Raw genomic sequence first — 23,802 nt, 5'->3', positions numbered from 1 at the left:
AGCCGCCTTCTGGGCGACTTGGCATATACAGATATCAACCGGAAGATTATTGCTAATTGGTTGTTTGTGCTCTTGAAGCGGTGGCCCGGCGTGCAATTTCGTCGGAATTGATAGCTTCCCAGGCCGGTGCTTTCTGGCGAGCCGCCTGAATCATGACTTGAGCGACATCTTTGCTATGCACAGCCTTGAACCGGGAAAGCGAACCGATCAGGAAGGGACGGAGTAATTGAAAGACAATAATGCCCGCCTTCTCTCCTGGGCGTCTTTCCTCGCGGTCTCCGAGCATGAACGATGGTCGCAGTAAGACTAATCTCGGCAGACCCAGATGGAGCAAATCCCGTTCCACTTCCCCTTTTACACGATTATAAAAAAGTGTTGATCGCTCAGACGAACCCATGGCGGTTACGATGAGGAACTTGGCAGCACCGTGTTGCTTCGCTGCTTGTCCCAACGTCAAAGGATAGGCATAGTCCACCTGTCGGAACGCTCCCTGGCTGCCAGCCTGTCTAATCGTTGTTCCAAGCGCGCAAAATACGTCAGCATTTTTCACCAGCGCTCCATCCAACTCTTCCTGCAGTCGATCGAAAGAAAGCTGCTTCTGTATTAACTTCGGGTGGGACATTCCCATGTCACGCCGCACAAGCACAACGACGCGCCGATAAGCGGGATGTTTGAGCAGCAGCCTCACAAGCTGCTGTCCGACAAGTCCGGTCGCTCCCGCTACGACGGCTGTAGCTCCTTGTTTTTTGCCATTGTCCAACCTCCTATTGCTCCAGGCATTCCTTGATTTCTAAGCTCTTCCGTTCACCAATTTACGAGATAAAGCTAACAATTCATTCAAAATTGTATTTGCATGTTGCATGGAAGTGCCCTGAACTTTGACGGTATCCAATATATGCTCTGTAGCCACATTATTTTTCTCGGAAACCTCAGACAGCGCATCGACCAATTGAACGATTTTTTCCTTGAATTCCGTGATCTCACTGATATCCCGATTAGCAGATTGAATTTCATTCGTTACAGTTGTAATCTCGGATTCGATGTTTTTGAATTTGTCTTCCAGTTCATCGGACAATTCCTTTTGAATTCCCGCAATGTTATTCACTTTTTCCATATTACGATCGGCTTGACGAATGCTATCATCGATATTCTTCATCATCAGGTCAATTTCTTCCGTAGCTTTTCGGGACGTTCCAGCCAGCTTCCGAACTTCCAAAGCAACAACCTCGAAGCCTCTTCCATGCTCACCCGCACTTGCTGCCTCGATGGATGCATTGAGAGCCAACAAATTGGTTTGATCAGAAACCGATTTAATCACATCAACAATCTTGCTTACCTCTTGCGCACGTTGCTGCAATTCAGCTACAGCGTATTGAAGATTGCGGGTTTCTTCCTTATTATTGGAAAGCATATTATCCAGGACATGAATATGATTCAAGCCCTGAGCATTCAGGTTTAACACCCGATCTGATTTTTGGTGTATTTGCTCGACAGACTGTTTTAAGGTTTCGATCATTTCTCCAAAATCATATAATTTTGGGGCCATCTCAAAATTGGTAGCCTTTTGGTCCCTGCTGCCCTGAGCCACGGATTCCACCGAATGACCGATCTGGATTTGCGAATTCAGGTTGTCCTTGAACATTTGGGCAAATTGATTACTGATATCTTCAACTTTTTCCGCAACGACATGATTTATATTGAAAATATTTTCAAGATTTCCGACAAGTTCTTTCGTTTTTTGTGTCTCATTGTTCAACGCTCTCCGCTGACCATCGAAGTAAAAATAAAACAAGCTGACGCCTACGAGCGAACCAAAAAAGTTAAAACCGTATACCATTAACTCCACGGTCTGTGATACCTGAATTTTAACCCCTATGCTTGCGACTTTAAGCACCATAGAAGCAATAATGACGAGAGATGAGATCGCAATTTTGGTCCCTCTTTGCAACGTGTGAGAGAAAAATATTTGAGCAATTGTGGTAAACATGAACAGGTAGAAGCCCAGCGACCATCCTCCCGTCATGGTGGTGATCATTGCAAAAACAGCAACTTCAAGGCCGCCCAAAAGTATGGCCATATTGGATCTTCCGATGTGGTTCCAATACATGCAGACCGCGAAAATTAAGATCGAAAATAGATTGTATACAGCAGCGATCTTCAAATCCAGATATAAAAGTACAAATTCCATGAAGATATGTGTGATTAAAAACATTAAAAAGATATATCCACTGATGGTGGAATCCGAATTTCCATAGTCTTTTCTGTTATGGAATAGATCAGAAAGCTTCGTCAAGATCCGAACCTCCCGGTTTTTTCTTTTGCTTTCAATCAACGTTCAATCTTTTGCTGCGTTTCGGTGAATGGCCCTGTAGCCCTCCAGATACGACTGCATGGTGGTCAGGACATCTTGTTTGAAATCGCGTTTGAGTCCTTCCAGCCCTTGTTTTTCAATGATATCTACCACTTTGGGGGGCAGGGTCGCATTTAATTTGCATCCGGTAATGATTGATGCCTCGGCCTGGAACACATCCATTACTTCAGTTTCGGTTAGCGCGTTATGCTCGCAAATGAGCGTGGTCATACGCCTCATCTGGACGTAGAGATTCATTTTCAACATAAGCATGGTTTCCGCGTCCACGTTTTTCTCCAGTACGGTTGTACGCATGGCTTCTAATCGAATGTACAGCGAATTATGCTCGACAAGCTTCGATAGTTCGGTTAACAAGAGATGTTTAAAATCATCGAAATCCCGGATACGGCTTTTTAGAATTATTTCAATGAGCCGGTTCAGTCTTTTCTCATATTCACGGCATAGAAGATTGAAAAACAAGGATTCTTTCGTTTTAAAATATACAAATAAAATGCCTTTGGACATTTTCATTTCCTTCGCTATATCAGACATTTTAATCTGTTCATAGTCTGAAGAATAAAACATTTCCGCTGCCTGGTCCAAAATCGCTTGAGCCTTCAAAGCTTTGGCTTCATCTGTCATAGCACGTTTAGACATCTTCTCCCTCCGTTTCAAATTGACATTTTTACATTGATTAGGAGTCAATGATGTGTGTTTAGCGCTGTGTTAACTCGTTGGTGTCACAAGGTTCATTTTTGTCCGCGTATTCTTAAGGGAATTTCCTCAGACTCCAATACTTCAACAGCCGGTCCACTTTCGCGTGCTGTGATGATCATGGCTTTTGCCACATCCTCTGTTTTAATCGCTTTAATTCTGGAGAAAGGTCCAATCATTAGCGGGTCGAGAACTCGAAATATATAACTGGTTGCCCGATCTCCAAAACTCTCATCTTCACGATCTCCTATCAAGAGAGAGGGCCGCAAGAAAACGAGGTGCGGCAGCCCGAGAGCCAGCAGATCGCGTTCTGCTTCTCCTTTTACTCGTGTGTAGAACATAAGAGAACGTACAGAAGACCACATGGCAGTCACAACGATATAGCTGGCTGCTCCATGACGAAGCGCTGCTCTGCCCAGTGCTACCGGATAATCATGGTCTACCCGGCGAAACGCTTCTTTGCTCCCGGCCTGCCCCATGGTTGTGCCCAATGTGCAGAAGACATCTGCATCTTTCAGCAATGCGCCATCTAATTCTTCCTCCAGTTGATCAAAGGACACCTGCTTCTGCACCAGTTTAGGATGGGATATGCCCATATCCCGACGAACAAGAACGATGACGCGATCATAGGCTGGATGCTCCAGCAGAAGTTTGACAAGTTGCTTTCCCATCATGCCTGTAGCACCAGCCACAATGGCAGTGACTTCCTTTTTTCGGGTTGTCATCTGTGTTCCTCCTTCCTACTACATGCGAGAATTTCCTCTCCAGCAAGTAGTAAATTTCATTTTTTGTGATTTAGCTCATACGTTTGAAGTATATTTCTATGGTTTAGCTGAACCGAGTGATGATCCGATCAAAGATACGATCTCCGAACACGGTTTTAATGAACACCATCGGTTTGGCACCGAATCCAATGAGATACCGTGTTTTTGGCCGTTTCACCGTTACGGCTTTGCCGATGCAGCGGGCAATGACTACAGGTTTGGTCAGGTTGCTGCTACTGTAGGTTTTCACCATATTGTCCGCCGATTTGTTGGTCGCTTGCTTATACGCTCCATGTGCGGAAGCTTTGCGGAGATTCTCCGCAGCGATGGTTCCCCACTCGGTAGCAATCCCGCCCGGTTCCACCACGATCACGTCAATACCGAACGGCGCCACTTCAAGACGCAGGCAATCCGAGAAACCTTCCACCGCGAATTTTGTCGCATGATACCATGCTCCGAAGGAAGTCCACACTTTTCCGCCCATGGATGACACGTTTACAATTTTGCCGAACCGATGTTTGCGCATGCTTGGTAGCACCAGTTGTGTCATTCGCGCCAGGCCGAATAGATTGACTTCCACTTGGCGGCGAGCCTCCTCCATAGGCACATCCTCAACGGCTCCGTAGGAACCGTACCCGGCGTTATTTACCAGAACGTCGATTCGTCCTTCTTTTTTCAGAATGTGATCCACACAATTGATCATTGACTTCTCATCGGTGACATCCAGAGCGATTGGGCGTATCCCTTGCGCTGCCAGATCCTTCATCATTTCTGTACGGCGAGCTGCCCCATAAACAATAAAACCTTTGCTTTTCAATTCAATCGCTGTCTCTTTCCCAATTCCTGCTGAAGCTCCAGTGACAAGTGCTATTTTTTTATTCATGTTGTTGTCCTCCCTTTAATTAATGACCTCGAGTCAATTATAAATGACCCTGGGTCATTTGTAAATAGAGTAATGAGTTATTTATTTTAGGAACAAACACCTACTCAGACGTTCAGGCAGGTGCCGTTATTTTTAGCGTAATCCTGGCCCTTCATTTCGGATTTGCTTTCTCCCTTAAAAGTCTATATAACAAAAAAAAGCCGCCAAATGGCGACTCATGAAAAATGCGTGTGTCAAGAAATGCATCCCGGATCTGCATTTCGGACTATACAATTCGATGACCAACTCTAAAATTGCTTGGCACTAGCCACTTACGTTCCTCTTTTTTATATTTCGGCGCGAAATCCTTCCAAATAGCGCTCCATCGTTGTGATTACGTCGGTTCTGAAATCCCGTTTGAATCCATCTAATCTTTTTCCCTCAATGCTGCCGGCTACTTCAGCAGGCATGCTAGATGATAGCTTGCACCCGATTATAATGGAAGCCTGCGCTTGGAAAACATCCATGACTTCGCTTTCTGTCAGCACGCCATTCTTACAAATTAAAGAGTTCATTTTCATCATCTGAAGGTAAAGATTTGTTTTTAGATTGAGCATCATTTCGGCATCCACATTTTTCTCCAGTATTACTGAACGTATAGTCTCTAAGCGAATATATAAAGGTTTATGATCAACCAGTTCAATCAGCTCGGTCATAATTAGGCGTTTGAAATCATCGAAGTTGTGAATAGGTTGTTCGATTATTAGTTCAGTTAGCCGAATTAGCCTTATCTCGTACTCTCTACACAGTAGATTGAAAAATAAAGCTTCTTTAGTTTTAAAATAAACGAAAAGAATACCCTTTGACATTTGCATTTCTTTAGCGATGTCCGACATTTTAATGTGATTGTATTCGGATTCTTCGAACATGCGAGCGGCCTGATCTAGAATGGCTTGCGCCTTTAACGCCTTCGCTTCATCTGTCATTGCACGTTTTGCCATAAAACTGCCCCCCCAATTTTATAAATGTATCACCTTATAGAAATGGAGTCAAAACGTTCTATAACACTTTGCTTTATGTATTTCAATTTAATGATCTTCTTAGACAATATTATTGTTATCTCCAATGATTCCAATTCACGCACATTTATTGGCGATCAAATGAATTACGTCAATTTGGGAGAAGTATAGGCTAGCTATAAATAACCATAAGCTTTAAGTATTACAAACTCCTAGTAAGTGATAAACTTGTTGTCACTGTACATTTATTGCCACTGAACACGAATAATTTGTTGAAAATCTTCCACACATGAAGATGAAATATAAGTTTCCATAAAATCTAAATTTGTTGAATTATATAAAAGGAGATTTGCCCCATGCCACTTAAATCCCAGCGAGAAAGAGACAAAGAAAAGTTAGAGCAAAAGATTATATATTTTCCCTGGTACGTTAACAATTTTGTAGAGTGTAAATCAAATAAGCTTTCACCCTCTACACTACTCGGGTATCTGTTCGATTATGAGATTTTTTTCGGTTGGTTGATCGCTGAAGCAGGATGTCCAGTTGAGAAGATTAAGGATGTCCCCCTCTCCTTCCTGGAGAATTTAGACCTTAAAACGGCCGATACCTACCCGAAGTTCTTGGAAAAACAAATAGTCACTGGTAGCACACGACGAAAACAGAACAACGAGAAAACGATCGCTCGCAAAATGGCTTCCCTTAAGTCATTGTTTAGCTACCTGCAGAATTTTGCTGAAGACGAAAAACATATGCCGTTGCTTAAAAGGAATGTCATTGAAAAAATCGAGTTTTCTACAACAAAAATTGACATTCAAGCCCAAGCTAAAATCGTCCATCATAAAATACTTGTTTCCGAAGAAGCCGTAGAAGAATTTCTCCGTTTTGTAGCTTACGATTATGGCAAGCAACCTGAACTCAATAAAAGACATCTATCTTGGTACGAAGATAACCGCGAACGGGACACTGCCATTGTAAGCCTCATATTAGGCTCAGGACTTCGCGTAAATGAAGTAGTTAACTTAATCCTTAAAGACATCGATTGGGAAGCGAGATGCGTCCTTGTGACCCGCAAAAGAAAAAAAATGCAATAAGTCCCCTTCTCGATGCGTTCAAAGCTGGATCTTGAAGAATACCTGAGGATCCGCAATTCTAGATACCAACCGACGGTTTCAGAAACGGCCCTGTTTCTAACTAAAGGCGGTAAACCTATGACGAAAAACGCAATGCAAAAAATGATGAATAAATATTCTCGTGCCTATGGAAAACCTTTGAGTGTCCATATACTACGGCACACTTTTGGAACTCAACTGTATAAAAAGAAAAAGAATCTGAGACTTGTCCAAGATATACTCGGTCATTCTGATCCCAAAACAACCACACTTTACACCCATATTAGAAACGACGAGCAACATTATACGGTTAATGATATGGATTCATTCGAATAAGAAGGTATTTACGCGGCATTTTGATCGCCTTTAATCTTCATTTTAGGACGAATAGTATAAAAGTTACGGTAGACCGAATTTTTTTATACTTTCATAGTAGTGGATGATAGAACATGTATCTTCTTCACTTTAATTGGACAGAAAAATTAAATGTAGCAGATACAAAGCATCGATATGTATTGTAGATTGGAACAAAAAATAATTATGTCTTTCCACAAAGTAACTCTAACTATAGCCGCCGCTTTAAATATTACAAACTCCTCGAAAGAGGTAAACTTGTTGTCGCAATTTAGTGACAACAAGTCTCCCCTAAATATAAAAGAGTCCTGATAAAACCAGGACTTAGTAAGGGATAAACTTGTTGTCACTGTACAAAAGTTTAATAACTTTCGCTCGCTTTTTCCCGTAAGCTGAACAGGCTGCCGATCTGGCAGCCTTGTTCGATAAAAGTGATATTAACACTCTGAGTTACTATCTCCAAATTCCTCCACCACTTTAGCTGGAACGCCATAGGATTTGGAAAAATCAGGAATGGGTTTCACCACAACAGAACCGGCCCCCACTGTTGCCCAACAGCCAACAGATTTCTGTTGAATGACCACCGTTCCAGCGCCGATAAAGGCCCCTTCCCCTATTACCGTATTCCCCGATATATTGCAGCTTGGCAGTATTGATGCATAGGATTCAATGACCGAACCATGACTAATCGTAACACCATAGTTTACGAGCACATGATTACCGATACGGACGTTCGTTGTAAGCACGGCATGTGCTCCTACAACGGTCCCTTCCCCTATTTCAAGATCATCCCCGATAACTGCTGTTGGATGAACTAAGGTGGCAAACCTGGCCTCGGGTATTGCTCCCACCACTTGTTGTATGGCGTTGAAGCGCGATTTTGGGTGGCCAATCGCACAAACGATTCGGCCCTCCGAAGTCAAGTGCTCCCGCAAAGAGTCAATGCTTCCAATGACGGGATAGCCATAAATGATATCGCCATGGAGCTGTGAACGTTCATCAATATATCCCTTGATCGCCCACTCCGGAAGGGCACGGTTGATGTCCATAATTAGCTGCACTGTCTCCCTTGCCTGTCCCCCACTTCCTATGATGAATATCGGTTTTGGGAGTTCCGGCTTCTCGAGTGCTACCATGCTGTCCATCCACCGTCGACAATCAGGTTATGGCCGTTCACATATGAGGAATCATCAGAGGCCAGAAAAAGCAGTGCACCAACTAATTCATCCGCATGAGCCATCCGGCCAAGCGGTACCTTCGCGCTATATCGCCCAGTAAAGCTCGTATTCTGTCCCGAAGCCACGCCCCCCGGTGTTATCGCATTCGTGCGAATGCCTTTATGTCCCCAATAGGTTGCCAGATAACGCGTCATGGCAATGACAGCCCCCTTGGTTACGGAGTATATTAATGGCGTATTTATCGGTCCGCCTATTTCCTCGTGCCAAGAGCCTTCATAAATTCGTTGGTCCGGCCCCACTAGACCGTAAATCGAGCTTATATTTATGATGCTGCCTGTGCCCTTTGCGACCATACCCGGTCCAAGCTCACGCACCACCAGAAACATCGCTGTCACATTCACGCTCATTACGAAATTCCAGTCCATCAAGGAATAAGACTCTAGTGGTTCAAAGAAATTCGAAGACTTTACAGCCGCATTGTTTACGATGATATCGACACCTCCTGGCGCTATCTCATGTATTCGTTGCGCCCAGGCTCGAATATTGTCCTCATTCGCTAAATCCACAGCCAGACCGACTGGTTCGGGTGAGGAGGGATGACTAAGACGAATCTGATTTGCTAAAGCCTCACAAGCTTCTTGATGCAGGTCTGCAATAATGACCTTGGCCCCTGAGGCAGCTAAAGCTTGGCAGTAATTACTGCCAAGCAGTCCGGTACCACCTGTAACGACAGCTACCTTTTTCATTAGACAATCTGACTGAAGCATAATTTCCCGCCTGCCTCCCTTACTTCACTAGTTCGAGAATTCCCCAATTCAAATGCAGGCTGCCGGAAAATTGACGGCGTTCCCCGTTCTCCAGCCGAACCGTGTAGGTGCCTAGCCCTTTATGAGTATCTGGCAAATCGATATTTATGTTGAAAGGATACAGCTTTATTTCTTCTACCTTACCGCTTAGCCATTTCCGGATCGTTGGCATGCTGAACGTATTATATGGAGTATAATGGCCCTCCCCGCCAGATTTCCTTGTTAAATCAATCATTCTGGCATAGATGTCTACGTCATGAACAGGATCAAATAAGGAGCTGATATAGATTCTGCCTTTCTTTCGTGTAATCCGTATTAATTCTTCCAAAGCCTTCTGGGGATCCTCGAGACATAGCAGCGTTTGCCAGCAAAAGGTTGCATCATATTCATTGTCCTTCAACTCAGAAAGATCATAGATATTCTGAACATAATACGAAAACTGATCTCCTTGATTCACCTTCTTGGCCTCTTCTATTAAATCGTCATTCAGGTCGGCCATCGTGAAGTGTGCTTCCGGATACTTTTTACTGAGCCAATAGGTTAAAGCCCCGCTTGCACAGGCTATGTCTACCCCATTCTCAATTTGTACGTTGTTTTCCTCAAGAATCTGTTCAAGAAACTTCTGCTGCTCCGACTTGGAGCCGACAAACGAATTAAATTTGTCAATAACAAAGCTGCCGTCTTTCTTCAATGCCGAAATGTACTGATCTTCATGCACCGTAAGTTCCTCCATTATCCACTTGTTTTTATGCGCCAGAATGGCTTCTACGCAAATGAAATCAACCCAGTCATCAATCTCAAGTCCCTTCCATTTAGGCATGATGAAAGGAAGGGTTCGTTCATGGTAAAAGGTTCGTTGCTCTAAAAAAGAGGATGTATATGAAATATATAAAGAACCGTCCAGATGATACAGCGGCGTAATATCCTGCCTTCTGCCAGGCTGTCTTGACATAGTTTGATAGGGCCTAAGGTATCCCTGATCCGTGATAGCCATGGCAAATTCCGGATGGGATGCCGTAATGACTCCAACACCGACAATCGCAGTGGCTCTTTGCCCATAATCGACTAGCTTTTCCAATGCATGATCCACATCACTGGCCTCCGTTAATGGTGAGGTTGGTTCAAGGAGTACCAGTATCTCATATGATTCGCCGCCTCCTTCCAGCTGTTGCAGCATATGGACAACTACATCCGAACTGGAGGCTTGATCCGTAGCCAGCGATGCGGGGCGCAGAACCGGAATGGACGCGCCGCAGCTCCTTGCATAAGACGCGTAGCTTTCACTGTCCGTAGATACAACGACCTTATCGACATAACGGGAAGCGAGAGCTGTTTCAATTGGCCATGCAAGAAGAGGTTTGCCAAGAAGCGGCATCATATTTTTGCCTGACAATCCCTTTGAACCGCTTCTTGCAGGTACGATCACAAAGACTCGTTTACCCTCGATCATCGTATGCACACCTTTGGGAATCATATTTTTCAAAAATCAGCTTGTAGTCTTCATTTGCTTTCTCGTAATCGGGCATTCTGCCAATATCCAGCCAATATTCATGAATGGGAAAATGAACAACCGGCTCGCCGTTTGCCAATGCCGCTTCAATAAGCTGAGTCATATCAAAGTATTCATTTTCCGGTATATAATGTATCAGGCTAGGATTCATACAGTACATCCCCGCACTTACAAGGAACTGATAAAGCGGCTTCTCCGTTATATACCTAACCTTGGCCTCGTCCGATTCAATGACCCCGTATGGTACTCGGAACTCATAAGGCACTGACGCGATCGTGAGCGAAGCCTTCTGCTGTAAATGAAAGCTCATAAATCGGCGGAAATTCAGCTTCGTTATAATGTCGCCATTGATCACTAAGAAAGATTCCTGAAGCAGGTTCTTCGCTAATCGAATCGCTCCGGCTGTACCCATTCGCTTTTCCTCGTCAACATAACGTATATGAACGCCATAGGCTTCGCCAACCCCAAAATATTGCTGAATTTCCTCTTTGCGATAATGAATCGACAAGATAATCTCTCGAAAGCCTTCTAGCTGAAGGCGCTCAATCAGGGTATGCAAAAGGGGCTTGCCGCCTACGTGAACCATCGGTTTTGGAATTTGATCTGTTAACGGTCTCAGCCTTGTGCCCAAGCCGCCGGCCATGATCAATACAGGAATTGTTGACATCTCAGGAGATGGAATGCGGCGGTTCATGAGCAGTAGATCAACGATTTCTCTTTTCCGGTTTATGATCGGCATTTGACGAATATGAAGCTCTGTCATCCGTTGCCAGACCCATTCTTTTGATTCATCATTAAAAGCATAAATGTAGCTTGTATTGACAATACGATCAACTGGATCTTGCATGGTCGCCCCTTTAAGCATGCCTTTGCGAACGTCACTGTCGGTAACAACCCCATACAGCTTCCCTTCTTCGCCTATTAATGCGATCTCTTCCCCAGTCCGTTCAATCGTTTCCAAAGCTTCCCTGATGGTGGATCGCCGTGTAAGCATGTGCCTCTTGAATTGCCCCTGCTTATCGCTGCCTTTATTCATTTCCTCCCTCCTTGATCAAGTCAGTCTTTTAAATCCTGCATGGGCAATCGAAGACTTTAACCTCTGCATCACTGAATTCGTCGCCAGTGCCTGTTTAAGCAATTCTAATACTTCGTGAAGCCGTGCTTCATATAAATCTAATATTTCATCTGAATAAGACACGGTCGAATACACAGAAGCTCCTGCCAAGATACCTTTCTCCAGCATTTCCTGTGTAAATAGAGTCTGAACCGCCTCTGCGGACTCCGTACGAAATGCAGCGTGCAGCAGTGGGGCGATGCCCGATATTTGCACAGGAATCTCATACAGCTTCGAAGCGTTGGCCCAGATGTTTGCAACTCTCTTCCCTGCCCGGATTAATTGGGATGGCACGTCTAACAATTCCATTTTTGTCAGCACAGCCAGTGCGGCGGCGTATCCGGTTCGTTCGGTCCAAAAAGTGGAGCTGATAAAGCTCTCCTGGGCAGCGTCCATTACTGCTTTGATTCCCAGCACGGCAGTAATCGGAAAACCGTTGCCAAGCGCCTTGCCGAACACAGCCATATCAGGCTTCACGCCCATTGTTAGATGAATTCCGCCAACATTCATACGAAAGCCGGACGTGATCTCGTCAAATATCAGGACAGCTCCTATCTTGTCGGCTACTTTTCTGACTCCTTCCAAAAACCCGGGGACAGGCTCCGTCTCTCTTCTGGGCTCCATCATAATCACGCCGAGATCATTTCCGTGTTCATCTGCAAGTTTCTCAAGCTGGTCAAGCTGATTATAATAGAACGGCAGTACGGTTCCCTTCAAGTCATGGGGGACACCCCGCGGCGCTAAGCCGGGCAGCAACATGGTATTTAACTGATCTGTGTCCACATGATTCGCAGATAAGTACCAGTCATGCCAGCCATGATACCCGCATATCGCTACCTTGCTTTTCCCGGTCGCAGCACGGGCAATCCGAACGGCAATTGCACAGGCTTCTCCGCCAGTCCGTGCAAATCGGACTTGTTCGGACCAAGGATGCAAGGCGATTAGCCTCTCCGCCAGTTCAACTTCCTCATAGCAGTTTAAGGTACACATCGAACCATGAAGCATGGCGTTATGTACCGCTTCATTGACATCGTCATCTGCATACCCTAGAATGCAGGTTCCCACTCCCATTTGGGCGAAATCATAGTAGTGCGTATCCTCGAGATCCCATACTTCACAGCCTTTAGCTCGCTTGTAATAAGCAGGCCACAGATCAGGGAGGAAGCGTTCGCTTCGTTTGGACAACAGCTGATTGCCGCCGGGAATAATCTGCTTGGCTTTATTCCATAGCTGATTCCCATGCATTCATGTTCACCCCTTTTTCGATGAGCCATCATCCTTCAATTCGTTCATCCTGCTCGTAGTCACGTAATGCCGTTTTCCCGAGCAAATCAAAGTAACGCATCGCTGAAATTCCTGTCCCGGCACGCTTGACGGTAAGATTATCTAATGTAAAAGGTTCTCCGGCATGAATCGGCTTGGAAGCCACTACACTCTTGCGAACAGCCTCGACATTTACAACTTCTGCTGCCACTGGGCGTTTCACATTCGATCCCAAGGCGGCTTCCACCTCGCGAATTGCTCTAGCCATAGCTGAGAATTCCTCAGGCTCCAAGGAGCCCGCATGATCCGGTCCTGGGAGGGAGCGATCCAATGTTAAATGCTTTTCGATTACTGTAGCCCCTCTTGCAGCTGCGGCAATCGGCACGGTGATTCCGAGCGTATGATCGGAATAACCCACCCGCAAATGAAAAGCAGAAGAGAGCGTATTCATCATGCGTAAATGAACCTCCCCGATAGGAGCAGGATACTCGGTGGTACAGTGCAGAATCGTAACTCGTTCCTGAAGCAGCAGTTGACCCTCATCAGAACGATAAGCCTCTTGAAATGCTTTTGTTGAAGGACTAATTCCCCTCTTCGCCCAGTTTAAATATCCGTAAGCAATTACTCCTAACGCAGCCTCGATGTCGCCGAGCAAGCACATGCCTGTAGATAAAATGATTGGTTTTTGAGAGCTTGCCATGGCAAGCAGTAAGGGAGCGTTGGTGACTTCTCCCGAGGATGATTTTAAGCGCGGAAGATTATATTTATGAACCAGCAAGTTCACACTGGGAAGATCAAAGGGGGTTGAGAGAAAGTCAATACGTTTTTCCATGCTGTATGCATTGAGGCGGTCATGCATTTCTTCAGTTAACTCAAGCTTCTGCAGCATCGAAAGCTGTGATGTGTCACCGCCGGTTTGGCGCCGCTGATATTGAGTTTTCATCACATAGGGAGCTGCAATTTGAAGGGCTCTAAACGTTTGGAACTTAACCGCATCCGCTCCTGCGCTCTTAGCCGCGTCGATTAGTTCCATTGCCCTGTCCAAAGAGCCGTTATGATTGACTCCCGCTTCCGCAATGATGTAGGTTCTGTTCAATCCTTCACCTCCAGGTCATAGAAGCTTTTAACAAGAAGCGGCTGAAGGGAAGTCCGTTTGATGATTTCTTTAATCGTGAAAGCGGCCCCTCCACTGCCGTATGGCGGCGTCATCGTCTTAATCCTTTCAAGAAAAGCACCGGACATCGCTGTTCGGATGGCTTCTGCAATCTCGGCTGCATTTATATTCACATCGAGAACGGAATCCGCTCGAAGTCTTCCCTTTTGACGGTCACCAATATTAATAGAGGGCTTTTGCATCGCGGGAGCTTCTATAATACCGCTGGACGAATTGCCAAGGACTGCTGTACAGTGATGTACTGCGCTCAGATACAACTCATTCAGCGAAGGAACCGCCTTCACTCTCGTCGGATTGCGGTGGGCATAGTCAAGGAGCAGCTCGTTGATTTGCTGACTGCCGACATCCGCATTAGACATCGTGATCACCATAGAAGCCTCCGGAAACTGTTCGAAAGCCTCAACGAGTGAGAGAACAAGCAATTCGTTTCGCTGTGGATTCAGCGTTTCCGGGTGGAGAGTAACCAGAAAAAACTGCTCATTCAAACGATGGCACAAGGCTTGCTCTAGTTGGGAACTTGTAACAGGCACATATTCGCGGATATGGTCAACCCCCAGCGAACCGACATTGAACACGGTGCCTGGATTCTCCCCCATTTGGATGACTCTCCGCCGATAAGGCTCGGCGGCGGTGAAATGCAAATGCGCCAGCTTCGTAATCGCATGGCGGATGGCATTATCGACCGCACCTTCCGTAATCTCCCCGCCATGAATATGAGCAATTGGTACATTCAACAGCATTGCTGCTTGTGCTGCGGCCAAAGCTTCGAAGCGATCGCCCAGGATGACGATTACATCAGGCTTTGCCTCGGTGATGGCGGCGGCCAAGCCGCTAACTCCTTGCGCCATGGCAGAGGCAATTCCCAAAGGCGTATTATCGGCTAAGTCTATAGCAACACGAGCGTGAATGTGAAAACCATCCTTTTCGATCCACTTCAATGTGAACCCGTACTTGGCAGACAGATGTGTTCCTGTTACGAAGGTCATAAGCGTTAAATCCGCATCGTGTATAACCTCTCTCATAACCCCCCTAAGCAGTCCGTACTCCGCTCTGGTACCTGTTACTACACCGATTTTCAATGCCAGCTCTCCTTACGCCCTTTCTTCGACTATCAAGCTTACACTACTCGGAAGATTAATGATTCTATGTTCCAACTGCTCTGACATCGAAAGATCCATTCTTGGTGAGTTAGTGTATACCCGTAATTTATGCAGCAGGTTCCAGCATGGCCTGGTCATGAGCCTCTGTTCATGGTTTTTTTTCAATATTTCATCGCGTGCTTCCCGGTCTGCCTCCTGCAATAGAAGGGCGTTTAACCAGTAATTGCTGCAGGCATAATCTGGTTCAGTATGCATCTTTACCCCCGATACAGTAGAGAAGGCAGCCTTGTAAGCAAGTGCAAGCTTTCGTTTTCTTGCGATAAAATCAGGGAGCTGCTCCAGCTGAGCACATCCTAAAGCAGCATTCAGATTCGGCATTCGGTAATTGTATCCAAGCTGGTCATGTTCGTATGCCCATGGATGCGGCATCTTGGCGGTTGTTGTAATGTGCCTTACCCACAAGGCGAGCGATTCATCATTTGTCAGAACGGCCCCTCCGCCTCCTGTAGTTACTATCTTGTTTCCGTTAAAGCTGATTGCTGAGATTCTACCAAATCCGCCTACATGCTGTCCTTTGTAATAAGAGCCCAGTGCCTGTGCGGCATCCTCTATAAGGTCTAATGAAAATGCTTCGCAAAGCGCAGTAAGTGCCTCCATATCGGCAGGATGACCGAATGTATGCATGACAACCAGCGCCTTGATTCGGCGGCCTGTATTTTGGTTTATCCAGTGCTCTTTACTGAATACGGCAATGTCCTCTAAATACGCTCTCAACTTGTGTGGATCAATGCCAAGCGATCGCTCTTCAACGTCTACAAAATGGGGCACCGCACCGCAGTATCGAATCGCGTTAGCCGTTGCTACGAAGGTGAGAGCCGGCAGCAGCACTTCGTCATTGTCGGACACTCCTGCCGCCAGCAATGCCGCGTGTAATGCAGCGGTCCCACTATTTACAGCGATCGCATACTTCACACCAGTAAACTCTATAATCCGTTCTTCCAGTTCCATCACATAACGGCCTGCCGAGGAGATCCAGCCGGAATCCAGACACTCCTTCACATACTTCCATTCATTACCTCCCAAGAGAGGCTCATGCAGGGGAACTGCAGACGACTTCATCGCAACCACTTGGTTGATGGCATTCAGGACTTGCGCGATATCAGCCTGCTTTCTCATATTTGGTACAATCCCTGTTTATATCTCTGCAAATTTGCCGGATCTGTAAACCACTCCGCCGTCTCCGCAAGCCCCCGCTTGAGTCCCTCTATTCCGCCGTAGGCCGGCACCCACCCGGTTAACTGCTTCAGCTTACTGTTATCGGCCCATAATCTATGCACTTCACTATTGCTTGGGCGTATTCGCTGAGGATCCTGCTTAATCTCGATCTGTGCATTCATGACCTCGGCAATAAGCTTTGCGGTATCACCAACGGATATTTCAAAATTACTGCCGATGTTGACTGTTTCGCCGATAGTTTGTTCTGACTGTCCCGCTGCGATAAAACCGCTGACCGTGTCCTTAATATAATTGAAGTCTCGGGTTGGCGTCAGGTCCCCTAATTGAATGTTTCTGCTGCCGCTGGCGATTTGCGTGATGATGGCCGGAATGACGGCCCTAGCCGATTGCCTCGGACCATACGTATTGAAAGGACGTACAATAGTGACTGGCAATTGATAGGTGTAGAAATAAGAAAGCGCAATCTGGTCTGCACCGGATTTGGAGGCGGCATATGGGGATTGGGGATGTAGAGGATGACGCTCATGAATCGGAACAAACTGGGCTGTGCCATACACTTCACTCGTAGAAGTGTGAATGAACTTTTTCACGGATTGATCTCTGGCTGCTTGCAGAGCCTGAAAGGTACCTTTTACATTCGTGTCCAAATAAGATTCCGGGGCCTGATAAGAATACGGGATCGAGATGAGCGCCGCCAAATGATACACCGTATCTACCCCGCGCATGGCTTCCCGGACAGCCTGATAATCACGGATATCACCCGAGCATACCTCCATCTCATCACGTATATCCGGTGAAACATCATCGAGCCAGCCCCACTGGTGAAACGAATTATAGAACACAAAGGTCTTGACCTGATGACCTTTCCTCACGAGCGCTTCTGTCAGATGGGAACCAATGAAACCATCTGCCCCTGTCACTAATATTCTCTCCGAATTCATTGTCATTTCGCCCTCCCCCAGTAATTGTGCATTACATACTATGAATCACATGTGGGATGTGCGTTCACGGATTCTAACACGATGTGGAGGGGATAGCTTGTACAGTTGGATGGGAGATGGTTACTATTATTTTTCTTCTCAAAATACCATCATGGCAAAGAGCTTTCTTGAGCACATTTACAATGATTTTACGTACGAGTTCTGGGTCAATCCGGCTGCTGAGCATCACATCGACCTTCCTAGCATAAGTGGCGCAGCCGGTATTAGCGGCAAACGTTACGTGATCGCTCCCGGGCACGGCCTACACCCCGGTCAAGCCGGAATAGGCGTCTCCGTGGGCACAAACGGCGTCTCCATTTATGAGCATACCTACTGCCATTTACCAGCTGTGCTGGTGCATCAAGCGTCCATTTCCGGATGGACGCATATTGCGGTCGTTTACAGTCGGAGGAATCCACTCCTTTTTATTAATGGGAAGCTGGTTCAAATAGGCGGTCCAAGCGCAATAGCAAGCGTGCATGCTTCTGCCGCATTCGGGGGGCTTTCACCCTATGGATTTTTTATTGGGGGACTCGATGAAATTCGTTTGTGGAATGTTGCACGGACGGAGCAGGAGATTACTCTATCCATGCATAGCCAGCTGCAGGGAGATGAACCGGGTTTAACCGGTTATTGGAGATTCGACGATGGTAACGGGATTGTGGAGTCCAATCAGGTTGCTAATGGCGATATTGCACATGTTCTCGGGGCAAGTTGGGTACCCGGCCGTACATCCAATAAAGGTCTTATCGGGGTAATTATCCAGTCCAGCGCTTATGATGCCACCAGGCATTTCGCCTTTGATTTGACTAAGACTTTTATACAGTTAGATTATACTGTTGAGGTGATCGATCTACTTCAACCCTCTGCATACGCAAAGTTGGAAAATTTACTCCTGCAGCCAGATCTTCAATTAATTATTGGGATGAACGGCCATGGTATCGATGAGCTTCGCAGCCGTTTATATGCCCACCAGCTGCCAGCTCCCTTTTTGTGCTATTTGGTCGATCATCCCATGTTCCACGTTGACCGCATTCCGTTCGAACGAAACCTGCCACAGCTAATTATTGCCTGCGTGGATAAAGAACATATTCGCTATCTCGAAAAATATTTTAATAACGGTTCACTGAAGCTATTCTCTACGCAGCCTGCATTGAATAAGCTGCCTTCAACACCGGTAAAAGACATGAGTGAGCGAAGTATAGATCTTCTCTTCGCAGGCACGTCTTTGGACCCTGACCAGCATCGGCAATGGTGGAAGCAGGATCTTCAATATGGTGCAGTGTTAGACGAGGTTGCAGAACGCTCTATGTATCAGTACGACTACTCTCTTCTGGAAATCTGCGAACAAACATTTCGAATTCACGGGCTCCCGTTTAATCACACTCAAGACGGCAGGCTGGTTCAACTGCTGCAGCAAGTTGATTTGTACATTCGTGGGCGAAGAAGACTGGAAATCGTTGAAATGCTAGGTGATTTGCCGATGACCATCTTTACGGACAATCCAAGGGGGTTTCCGAACCGAAGGAATATAACATACCGTGAGCCTGTAAGCCTTAAAACGCTTCAAGCTCACATGTATGATTCAAAGATCGTTTTAAATGTACTAGCTAATCTTGTATACGGTGCACATGAGCGTATTTTTACCGCCATGCAGGCGGGTGCGGTTAGTTTAACCGACTCCAACCAATTTTTGGCAGATAATTTTCAGGATGGAAAGAACATCCTGCTTATCCCTTACCGGACTCAAAATATTTTCGAACGAATCGGAAAACTGTTAGCGCAGCCCGACCAGCTGCAATGGATTGCAAATGCAGCAGCTCAATTGGTGCCTGCGCACACTTGGCACGCCAGGGCGCAGCAGTTTATCGGGGCTATACAAGCAATTAAGAAAGAAATCTCATAATTGTGTTGACGACCCGCTGCGTACTGCCCGCAATCTCTCCGAACATTTGATCAGCCCATTGCTTCTGGTTACTGAGCAAACTTTCACGATATGAAGAATCCGTAATTACTTTCTGTATGATACTGTTGAGAGCTTGGGCTGATGCGGCCCGCGTAAATACGAGATGAGTCTCATTTTGGTGGGGAAGAGATATTTGTATGACAGGAATACCCAAAGCCGCAGCCTCAAATACGGAGGAGGAATTATCTCCGATTACAAGATCTGTTTCCAATAGAAGTTCATTCATATTCTGTGTAGATAATTGCTGAAGGGCAATCCGATTTTGGCTCACATATTCGTCATAATCAGTTATGCTCTCCACAGGATGCAGTTTATAGGTGACTTCAATCCCGGATATGGAGTTAAACGCCTCTATAGCTATTTCCAGGTTTTCCTTACTTTTAATGCTCCGCTGAGGCGAATCAGAGGAAATATACAAAACTCTCGGTTTGTTAGGGGCAGCAGTCCAATTCTGTTTAAGCTTGAACTGCTCATACACATATTCCAGCTTCGGATTTCCAACAGAGATGGATGCTCGTGCGTCGGTTTTATTATCCAGAAACCTCTTGTGGTAATCTCCCCATAACAGAACTTGGTCGGCTCCTTTAAAATCATGACTATCGACTTCATCTCCGAATAGAAATCCGTGCTGCATAAGGAATATACGGATTGAATTTTGTTCATTCATGTTGCGAATAGCGTCGAGATATCCTGGTTCAGATATAAAATGCAGTGCATAAACCATCTTCGGTTTTATTTCATGTAACAAAGCCGTCATGGTCATAAAATCAGCTGCATACTGCCTGTAATATTGTTTCAGGTATATCTGATATTTAGCCGGTAACCCTTCGGCAAGAAACCACTGGGATAATGCCGGGGCCAGGTGCTCTTTGTAGTATTCATTCGCCAGCTGCAGGATTGATTGGGACGCCGTTATATCCTGAAGCGTTTTGATGGCCACATTTGGATGAAAAGTTGATCGCTCGTTGGCTTCTTCTCGGGGCACGGCAAGCGCAACGGAGCGTCCTTGCCGTACCAATGCATCCGCTACAGGAGCATATAATTGATAATAGTCGTTACGATATACATTGAACAACATAAGCACATCTGTTTGATAACCGGTCCATCTCGTATTCCGTACAATTGGGCGTACCTGTTCACGGTCGTCGCCGGTGAAGTGATATCTTTCCAAATAATCAAGATTGTCAGTTATAAATTTCGGGTACCTTCCCTCCCACCGCAATGCTCCTACGGTATGCCGGACACGATACTGTGTCCCCTGAAGCGTTCCGTGATACTTATTATTCGTACAATCCAATGCAGCATTCGGAGTCTGCTCGTTAAAAGACCAGCATCCGACTAATCCGTCTTCAGCACCTGTCAGTTCCACATGCATGAAAGCTGTAATCTGCTCCTTGCTCAGGGCTGTTTTCCAGATACGCAAATCGTCTAAAGCACCGGTATAATAACCGTAGGGCGGAAGAGCACCCATCACACCGCATGGGTACACTATGGATTTATAGCTGGTAAACCCTATTTTACGTAATTCCCCGTTGATATACAGGTAAGGCGTCTTCTCTTCATATACGATTGCAATGTGAACCCAGTCAAGAATTTCAGTGGGGTAAACAAGTACCGGCGGTAAATGGTTTATGGTATGCTCAAAGACAGCAATTCCATTTGTGCCAACAGAAACGCCTACTCCGGCCTGATTGACGTCGCCCGCATTTTGAGCGCCGATAACATACCTCTGTCCTTGCATCCCTTCTGTACCGGTTACATTCTGGAGAGGCAGCATAATTTCCGCTTCAGGCTTCACCCAAAATTCATATGTGAAGTGATTAGGAGCCTCGTGAAAATGAGACTGAACAAGCATAATGCCCTTCCCTGCGAAAGAAAGATAGCCTCCACCTAGCATATTTCACCTCATTTTAATACATGATTATAATCATACGTATTCTGTCTAGATAAAATTATGCAGATGTATAAAGCGGTATCTTACGGCCATTCTACCTGTTCCGAAACTTCCGACGTGAAATCAGTTTGCGGGCAGAACGACTTGATTATGCTTATCTTAAAAGCCTGTTTCAGCATCTAAGAGTTAAGCTTGAAATCGAAGTGCAAAAGCATCTAAAAAATCACCCTATGTCCCGACTGAAGAAGAGTTAAAACGATACTATGAGGTAGTCTGGAATGCAAAGAATTTTCAGGATATGGTGATCGTGAAAACCCTGATGTACACCGGCATCCGCGTTAGTGAATTAATCCATATAAAACTGACGGATATCGATTTAAATTACTGCCAGATCCGGATCAATAAAGGGAAAGGGAGCATAGATCGGATTGTTCCTTTCCCTCAGACCTTCAAAGAACTGCTGTCCATGCATGTAGATTCGATGAAAAAGACGCATGCTGTGTATTTATTTGAGTCCTCCTGGAAGAAAAAATACACGGATCGGGGAATCCGAAAGATTTTGGCCAAGTATTCCGAGGAAGCCGGACTGATTCAGTATTTATCACCGCACAAACTCCGTCACTTCCTACTAACTTGGTTGAAAAAACAAGGAATCGACGATGTGTTGATTCAGCAGGACTGGTAGAATCATTCCCACTGTCTCCTTCGTTTTCAAAACCGGTTTGATTAGAATCATCGATTACTTGTGGAAGATCTGAAACTGATTTTTCTTCTCCATTTCCTATACTTGTACTTTCAGTCATCTCAATTGTGTACTCGTTTACTGATGATGAAGAATGATAACCACTTGAAGAACTAGATCTGGTGGACACGGGAGATGGCGATTCATTAAGATATATCAATAATCCAAATCCGATTAGAAGTGGAAGTCCCCAATAATCTCTATTCATGCTAAAAATGGCACCTACAACATTTAAAAATGCTCCCCATATCTTTGATAATTTCGGTTGTTCCGGCAATTCTTCATCGAGGAAATGTCTCTTCCTTTTATAATCAGCGTGCGTGTAATCCAGAAACAATTGATGCTCTGCTTTTATTTTCACATGATGTACATATCGGGTAGCACCTATTTTGTACATAAATGATGATATTCTTCGCTCATTAGGAGATCGGATTTTAAACTGTTCGGAGTCTGCATGGAGGTATCCAGATTGAGAAAATGGCGAAGAACTTCGTTACGCGCCATATCCGTAAACACTTGAATTTTAATCTGTCGTGGTGTGTTGCGGTAAACGACGCTATTTTCGACGAGCAGTTGGTTCACTTGAAGTTCTTTTCTCATCGCTTCATGTACATCTGTTTTAGCTAGTTCCATCATAGCTCCGTCCAACTTCCTCTTCCCCGTCCTCGTTTCAAATACAATTACGTTCATGTCTTGCCAGATTTATATTGATAACCGTGTGCGTCAATATAAATCGGATGATCATATGCCTAAGGTGCACTTAAAAACATAACTGCAGAAGTCTTTGGAATACTGAGTTTCCCTTATTGTTACGCGAAGATTCATTTATCTTTATACCGCTTTAACTTCAAATTTACGATCTCCTCAATTTCCTGTTTGTCGTTCAGGTCTAACTTTCGAAATCCTAAGATTAATTTTGATTCAAGATCATCTAATTTAACGTGAAATAATTCGCTATAAGAAATCACCGCCTCTTCAAGTAACAACCAATCTAAATTAATGTCGAAATTTAGTTTTAGGGCAATTACGGTTTCTAAGGATGGTTTGTACTTATCTTTTTCCAATTCGCTTAATGTACCTTGAGAAATACCAATAATCGATGAAAAGTCGGTTTGATTAAGCTTATTTAATTTTCTTATACTCTTTATCTTTTCACCCAAAGTCTTCACCGTTTCACCTACTATCCATAAAATATAAAAAATCCTTAATTTATAATATTTATATCTATATCGGAAAATTTGTTGTATTGCGAGATGAAAAATATTTTTTTGTATCGCGACAACTAACTCTTTATGTCCAGTGACAATAAGTTTACCCCTTTATTGACAACAAGTTTGCCTAATTAGAGATTATGACAACAATCAAACCTGGATTGATGACCACTTCGTTACCGATAAGACATCGTAGACTTCATCTCCAACCGCAACAATTTCTTCTGCCCCGTTTGTTGCGAATTTGGGGATTACTTTTAACCAAATAAAAAAACGACTCATTGAGTCGTTAACTTTACCATATATTCAGCTAAATTTTTAAGCGGTTCCGCAGACGGTTTATTTGTTTCGGTAACTCTAATTTTAGGTAACTCCTTCATTTTGATTTCTCCCCAATCCTTTTAATATATTTATATTAGAAATTATGGAGATATAAGGTTGGAGAAAATGAGTTCT

20 protein-coding genes and 1 pseudogene are annotated in these 23,802 nt (G+C 45.0%); 3 read left to right on the top strand and 18 right to left on the bottom strand.

Translation table 11 applies throughout. The annotated features are described in order from the left end of the window. Positions 1 to 52: 52 nt before the first annotated feature. The 6 genes from ACWGOO_RS11580 to ACWGOO_RS11555 all read right to left on the bottom strand — a co-directional run bounded on the left by ACWGOO_RS11580 (position 53) and on the right by ACWGOO_RS11555 (position 5,691). On the bottom strand, positions 53 to 760 hold the full coding sequence (locus ACWGOO_RS11580) for an NAD(P)H-binding protein (protein WP_452483468.1): 708 nt from the start codon (positions 758 to 760) through the stop codon (positions 53 to 55). Between the two features lie 30 nt (positions 761 to 790). Further along, a complete protein-coding gene (locus ACWGOO_RS11575; RefSeq protein WP_452483466.1) occupies positions 791 to 2,293 on the bottom strand; it encodes a methyl-accepting chemotaxis protein in 1,503 nt (500 codons plus the stop codon). A 42-nt stretch (positions 2,294 to 2,335) separates the two neighbouring features. Next, positions 2,336 to 3,007, bottom strand: a complete 672-nt coding sequence (locus ACWGOO_RS11570) for a TetR family transcriptional regulator (RefSeq protein WP_452483464.1) — start codon at positions 3,005 to 3,007, stop codon at positions 2,336 to 2,338. Positions 3,008 to 3,099: 92 nt separating this feature from the next. Beyond that, the gene (locus tag ACWGOO_RS11565; protein WP_452483462.1) at positions 3,100 to 3,789 is read right to left on the bottom strand and encodes an NAD(P)H-binding protein; all 690 of its coding nucleotides are present in this window, start codon (positions 3,787 to 3,789) and stop codon (positions 3,100 to 3,102) included. A gap of 103 nt (positions 3,790 to 3,892) precedes the next feature. Continuing rightward, entirely contained in the window at positions 3,893 to 4,711 is an 819-nt protein-coding gene (locus ACWGOO_RS11560; protein ID WP_452483460.1) for an oxidoreductase, read from the bottom strand. A gap of 326 nt (positions 4,712 to 5,037) precedes the next feature. Continuing rightward, positions 5,038 to 5,691: a TetR family transcriptional regulator gene (locus tag ACWGOO_RS11555; protein ID WP_452483458.1), complete on the bottom strand. Its 654-nt coding sequence runs from the start codon at positions 5,689 to 5,691 to the stop codon at positions 5,038 to 5,040. Between the two features lie 374 nt (positions 5,692 to 6,065). Between ACWGOO_RS11555 and xerS the strand changes: the two are divergent. After that, positions 6,066 to 7,154, top strand: a pseudogene (xerS, locus tag ACWGOO_RS11550) (tyrosine recombinase XerS). Positions 7,155 to 7,609: 455 nt separating this feature from the next. Here the strand turns inward: xerS and ACWGOO_RS11545 are convergent. The 9 genes from ACWGOO_RS11545 to ACWGOO_RS11505 are packed head-to-tail and all read right to left on the bottom strand — an operon-like array spanning position 7,610 to position 17,500. Further along, positions 7,610 to 8,308 (bottom strand): acetyltransferase, encoded by a 699-nt coding sequence (locus tag ACWGOO_RS11545; protein WP_452483456.1) that lies wholly within the window; start codon positions 8,306 to 8,308, stop codon positions 7,610 to 7,612. Beyond that, a complete protein-coding gene (locus ACWGOO_RS11540) occupies positions 8,302 to 9,096 on the bottom strand; it encodes an SDR family oxidoreductase (protein ID WP_452483454.1) in 795 nt (264 codons plus the stop codon). Before ACWGOO_RS11540 ends, ACWGOO_RS11545 begins: the two co-directional genes overlap by 7 nt. A gap of 40 nt (positions 9,097 to 9,136) precedes the next feature. Continuing rightward, positions 9,137 to 10,630, bottom strand: a complete 1,494-nt coding sequence (locus ACWGOO_RS11535; RefSeq protein ID WP_452483452.1) for a cytidylyltransferase domain-containing protein — start codon at positions 10,628 to 10,630, stop codon at positions 9,137 to 9,139. Beyond that, entirely contained in the window at positions 10,593 to 11,702 is a 1,110-nt protein-coding gene (locus ACWGOO_RS11530; protein WP_452483450.1) for a nucleotidyltransferase family protein, read from the bottom strand. The genes ACWGOO_RS11535 and ACWGOO_RS11530 overlap by 38 nt, the downstream gene beginning before the upstream one ends. Before the next feature lie 15 nt (positions 11,703 to 11,717). After that, on the bottom strand, positions 11,718 to 13,025 hold the full coding sequence (locus ACWGOO_RS11525; protein WP_452483448.1) for an aminotransferase class III-fold pyridoxal phosphate-dependent enzyme: 1,308 nt from the start codon (positions 13,023 to 13,025) through the stop codon (positions 11,718 to 11,720). Between the two features lie 28 nt (positions 13,026 to 13,053). Next, positions 13,054 to 14,139, bottom strand: a complete 1,086-nt coding sequence (gene neuB, locus ACWGOO_RS11520) for an N-acetylneuraminate synthase (protein WP_452483446.1) — start codon at positions 14,137 to 14,139, stop codon at positions 13,054 to 13,056. Continuing rightward, positions 14,136 to 15,296, bottom strand: a complete 1,161-nt coding sequence (gene neuC, locus ACWGOO_RS11515) for a UDP-N-acetylglucosamine 2-epimerase (protein WP_452483444.1) — start codon at positions 15,294 to 15,296, stop codon at positions 14,136 to 14,138. Before neuC ends, neuB begins: the two co-directional genes overlap by 4 nt. 12 nt (positions 15,297 to 15,308) lie before the next feature. Next, positions 15,309 to 16,493 carry a LegC family aminotransferase gene (locus tag ACWGOO_RS11510; RefSeq protein ID WP_452483442.1) on the bottom strand — a complete coding sequence of 395 codons (1,185 nt, stop codon included), beginning with the start codon at positions 16,491 to 16,493 and terminating at the stop codon, positions 15,309 to 15,311. Next, complete coding sequence (locus tag ACWGOO_RS11505) at positions 16,490 to 17,500, bottom strand: NAD-dependent 4,6-dehydratase LegB (RefSeq protein WP_452483440.1); 1,011 nt, start codon at positions 17,498 to 17,500, stop codon at positions 16,490 to 16,492. Before ACWGOO_RS11505 ends, ACWGOO_RS11510 begins: the two co-directional genes overlap by 4 nt. 145 nt (positions 17,501 to 17,645) lie before the next feature. Between ACWGOO_RS11505 and ACWGOO_RS11500 the strand changes: the two genes are divergently transcribed. Next, positions 17,646 to 19,439: a glycosyltransferase family protein gene (locus ACWGOO_RS11500; protein WP_452483438.1), complete on the top strand. Its 1,794-nt coding sequence runs from the start codon at positions 17,646 to 17,648 to the stop codon at positions 19,437 to 19,439. Here the strand turns inward: ACWGOO_RS11500 and ACWGOO_RS11495 are convergent. After that, positions 19,420 to 21,396, bottom strand: a complete 1,977-nt coding sequence (locus ACWGOO_RS11495; protein ID WP_452483436.1) for a LamG-like jellyroll fold domain-containing protein — start codon at positions 21,394 to 21,396, stop codon at positions 19,420 to 19,422. The two genes, ACWGOO_RS11500 and ACWGOO_RS11495, sit on opposite strands and share 20 nt — an antisense overlap. 295 nt (positions 21,397 to 21,691) lie before the next feature. Between ACWGOO_RS11495 and ACWGOO_RS11490 the strand changes: the two genes are divergently transcribed. Further along, entirely contained in the window at positions 21,692 to 22,078 is a 387-nt protein-coding gene (locus tag ACWGOO_RS11490; protein WP_452483434.1) for a tyrosine-type recombinase/integrase, read from the top strand. 441 nt (positions 22,079 to 22,519) lie between these two features. Here ACWGOO_RS11490 and ACWGOO_RS11485 read toward each other — a convergent pair whose 3' ends face one another. Together ACWGOO_RS11485 and ACWGOO_RS11480 are read right to left on the bottom strand one after the other, a co-directional pair. Beyond that, positions 22,520 to 22,825 (bottom strand): hypothetical protein, encoded by a 306-nt coding sequence (locus ACWGOO_RS11485; RefSeq protein ID WP_452483432.1) that lies wholly within the window; start codon positions 22,823 to 22,825, stop codon positions 22,520 to 22,522. Positions 22,826 to 22,956: 131 nt separating this feature from the next. Next, positions 22,957 to 23,304: a helix-turn-helix domain-containing protein gene (locus ACWGOO_RS11480; protein ID WP_452483430.1), complete on the bottom strand. Its 348-nt coding sequence runs from the start codon at positions 23,302 to 23,304 to the stop codon at positions 22,957 to 22,959. Positions 23,305 to 23,802: the final 498 nt, after the last annotated feature.

The organism is Paenibacillus sp. NPDC055715 (assembly GCF_053617595.1).
This window is presented reverse-complemented; position numbering and strand designations above follow the sequence as displayed.

Excerpts from the sequence above, each read along its gene's own strand:
- ACWGOO_RS11500 (WP_452483438.1), top strand. The coding sequence starts at position 17,646 with ATGGCAAAGAGCTTTCTTGAGCACATTTACAATGATTTTACGTACGAG.
- ACWGOO_RS11505 (WP_452483440.1), bottom strand. The coding sequence starts at position 17,500 with ATGACAATGAATTCGGAGAGAATATTAGTGACAGGGGCAGATGGTTTC.
- ACWGOO_RS11540 (WP_452483454.1), bottom strand. The coding sequence starts at position 9,096 with ATGAAAAAGGTAGCTGTCGTTACAGGTGGTACCGGACTGCTTGGCAGT.
- ACWGOO_RS11485 (WP_452483432.1), bottom strand. The coding sequence starts at position 22,825 with ATGAACGTAATTGTATTTGAAACGAGGACGGGGAAGAGGAAGTTGGAC.
- ACWGOO_RS11570 (WP_452483464.1), bottom strand. The coding sequence starts at position 3,007 with ATGTCTAAACGTGCTATGACAGATGAAGCCAAAGCTTTGAAGGCTCAA.
- ACWGOO_RS11535 (WP_452483452.1), bottom strand. The coding sequence starts at position 10,630 with ATGATTCCCAAAGGTGTGCATACGATGATCGAGGGTAAACGAGTCTTT.
- ACWGOO_RS11555 (WP_452483458.1), bottom strand. The coding sequence starts at position 5,691 with ATGGCAAAACGTGCAATGACAGATGAAGCGAAGGCGTTAAAGGCGCAA.
- ACWGOO_RS11490 (WP_452483434.1), top strand. The coding sequence starts at position 21,692 with ATGGTGATCGTGAAAACCCTGATGTACACCGGCATCCGCGTTAGTGAA.
- ACWGOO_RS11495 (WP_452483436.1), bottom strand. The coding sequence starts at position 21,396 with ATGCTAGGTGGAGGCTATCTTTCTTTCGCAGGGAAGGGCATTATGCTT.
- ACWGOO_RS11565 (WP_452483462.1), bottom strand. The coding sequence starts at position 3,789 with ATGACAACCCGAAAAAAGGAAGTCACTGCCATTGTGGCTGGTGCTACA.
- ACWGOO_RS11560 (WP_452483460.1), bottom strand. The coding sequence starts at position 4,711 with ATGAATAAAAAAATAGCACTTGTCACTGGAGCTTCAGCAGGAATTGGG.
- ACWGOO_RS11525 (WP_452483448.1), bottom strand. The coding sequence starts at position 13,025 with ATGCATGGGAATCAGCTATGGAATAAAGCCAAGCAGATTATTCCCGGC.
- ACWGOO_RS11545 (WP_452483456.1), bottom strand. The coding sequence starts at position 8,308 with ATGGTAGCACTCGAGAAGCCGGAACTCCCAAAACCGATATTCATCATA.
- ACWGOO_RS11510 (WP_452483442.1), bottom strand. The coding sequence starts at position 16,493 with ATGAGAAAGCAGGCTGATATCGCGCAAGTCCTGAATGCCATCAACCAA.
- ACWGOO_RS11530 (WP_452483450.1), bottom strand. The coding sequence starts at position 11,702 with ATGAATAAAGGCAGCGATAAGCAGGGGCAATTCAAGAGGCACATGCTT.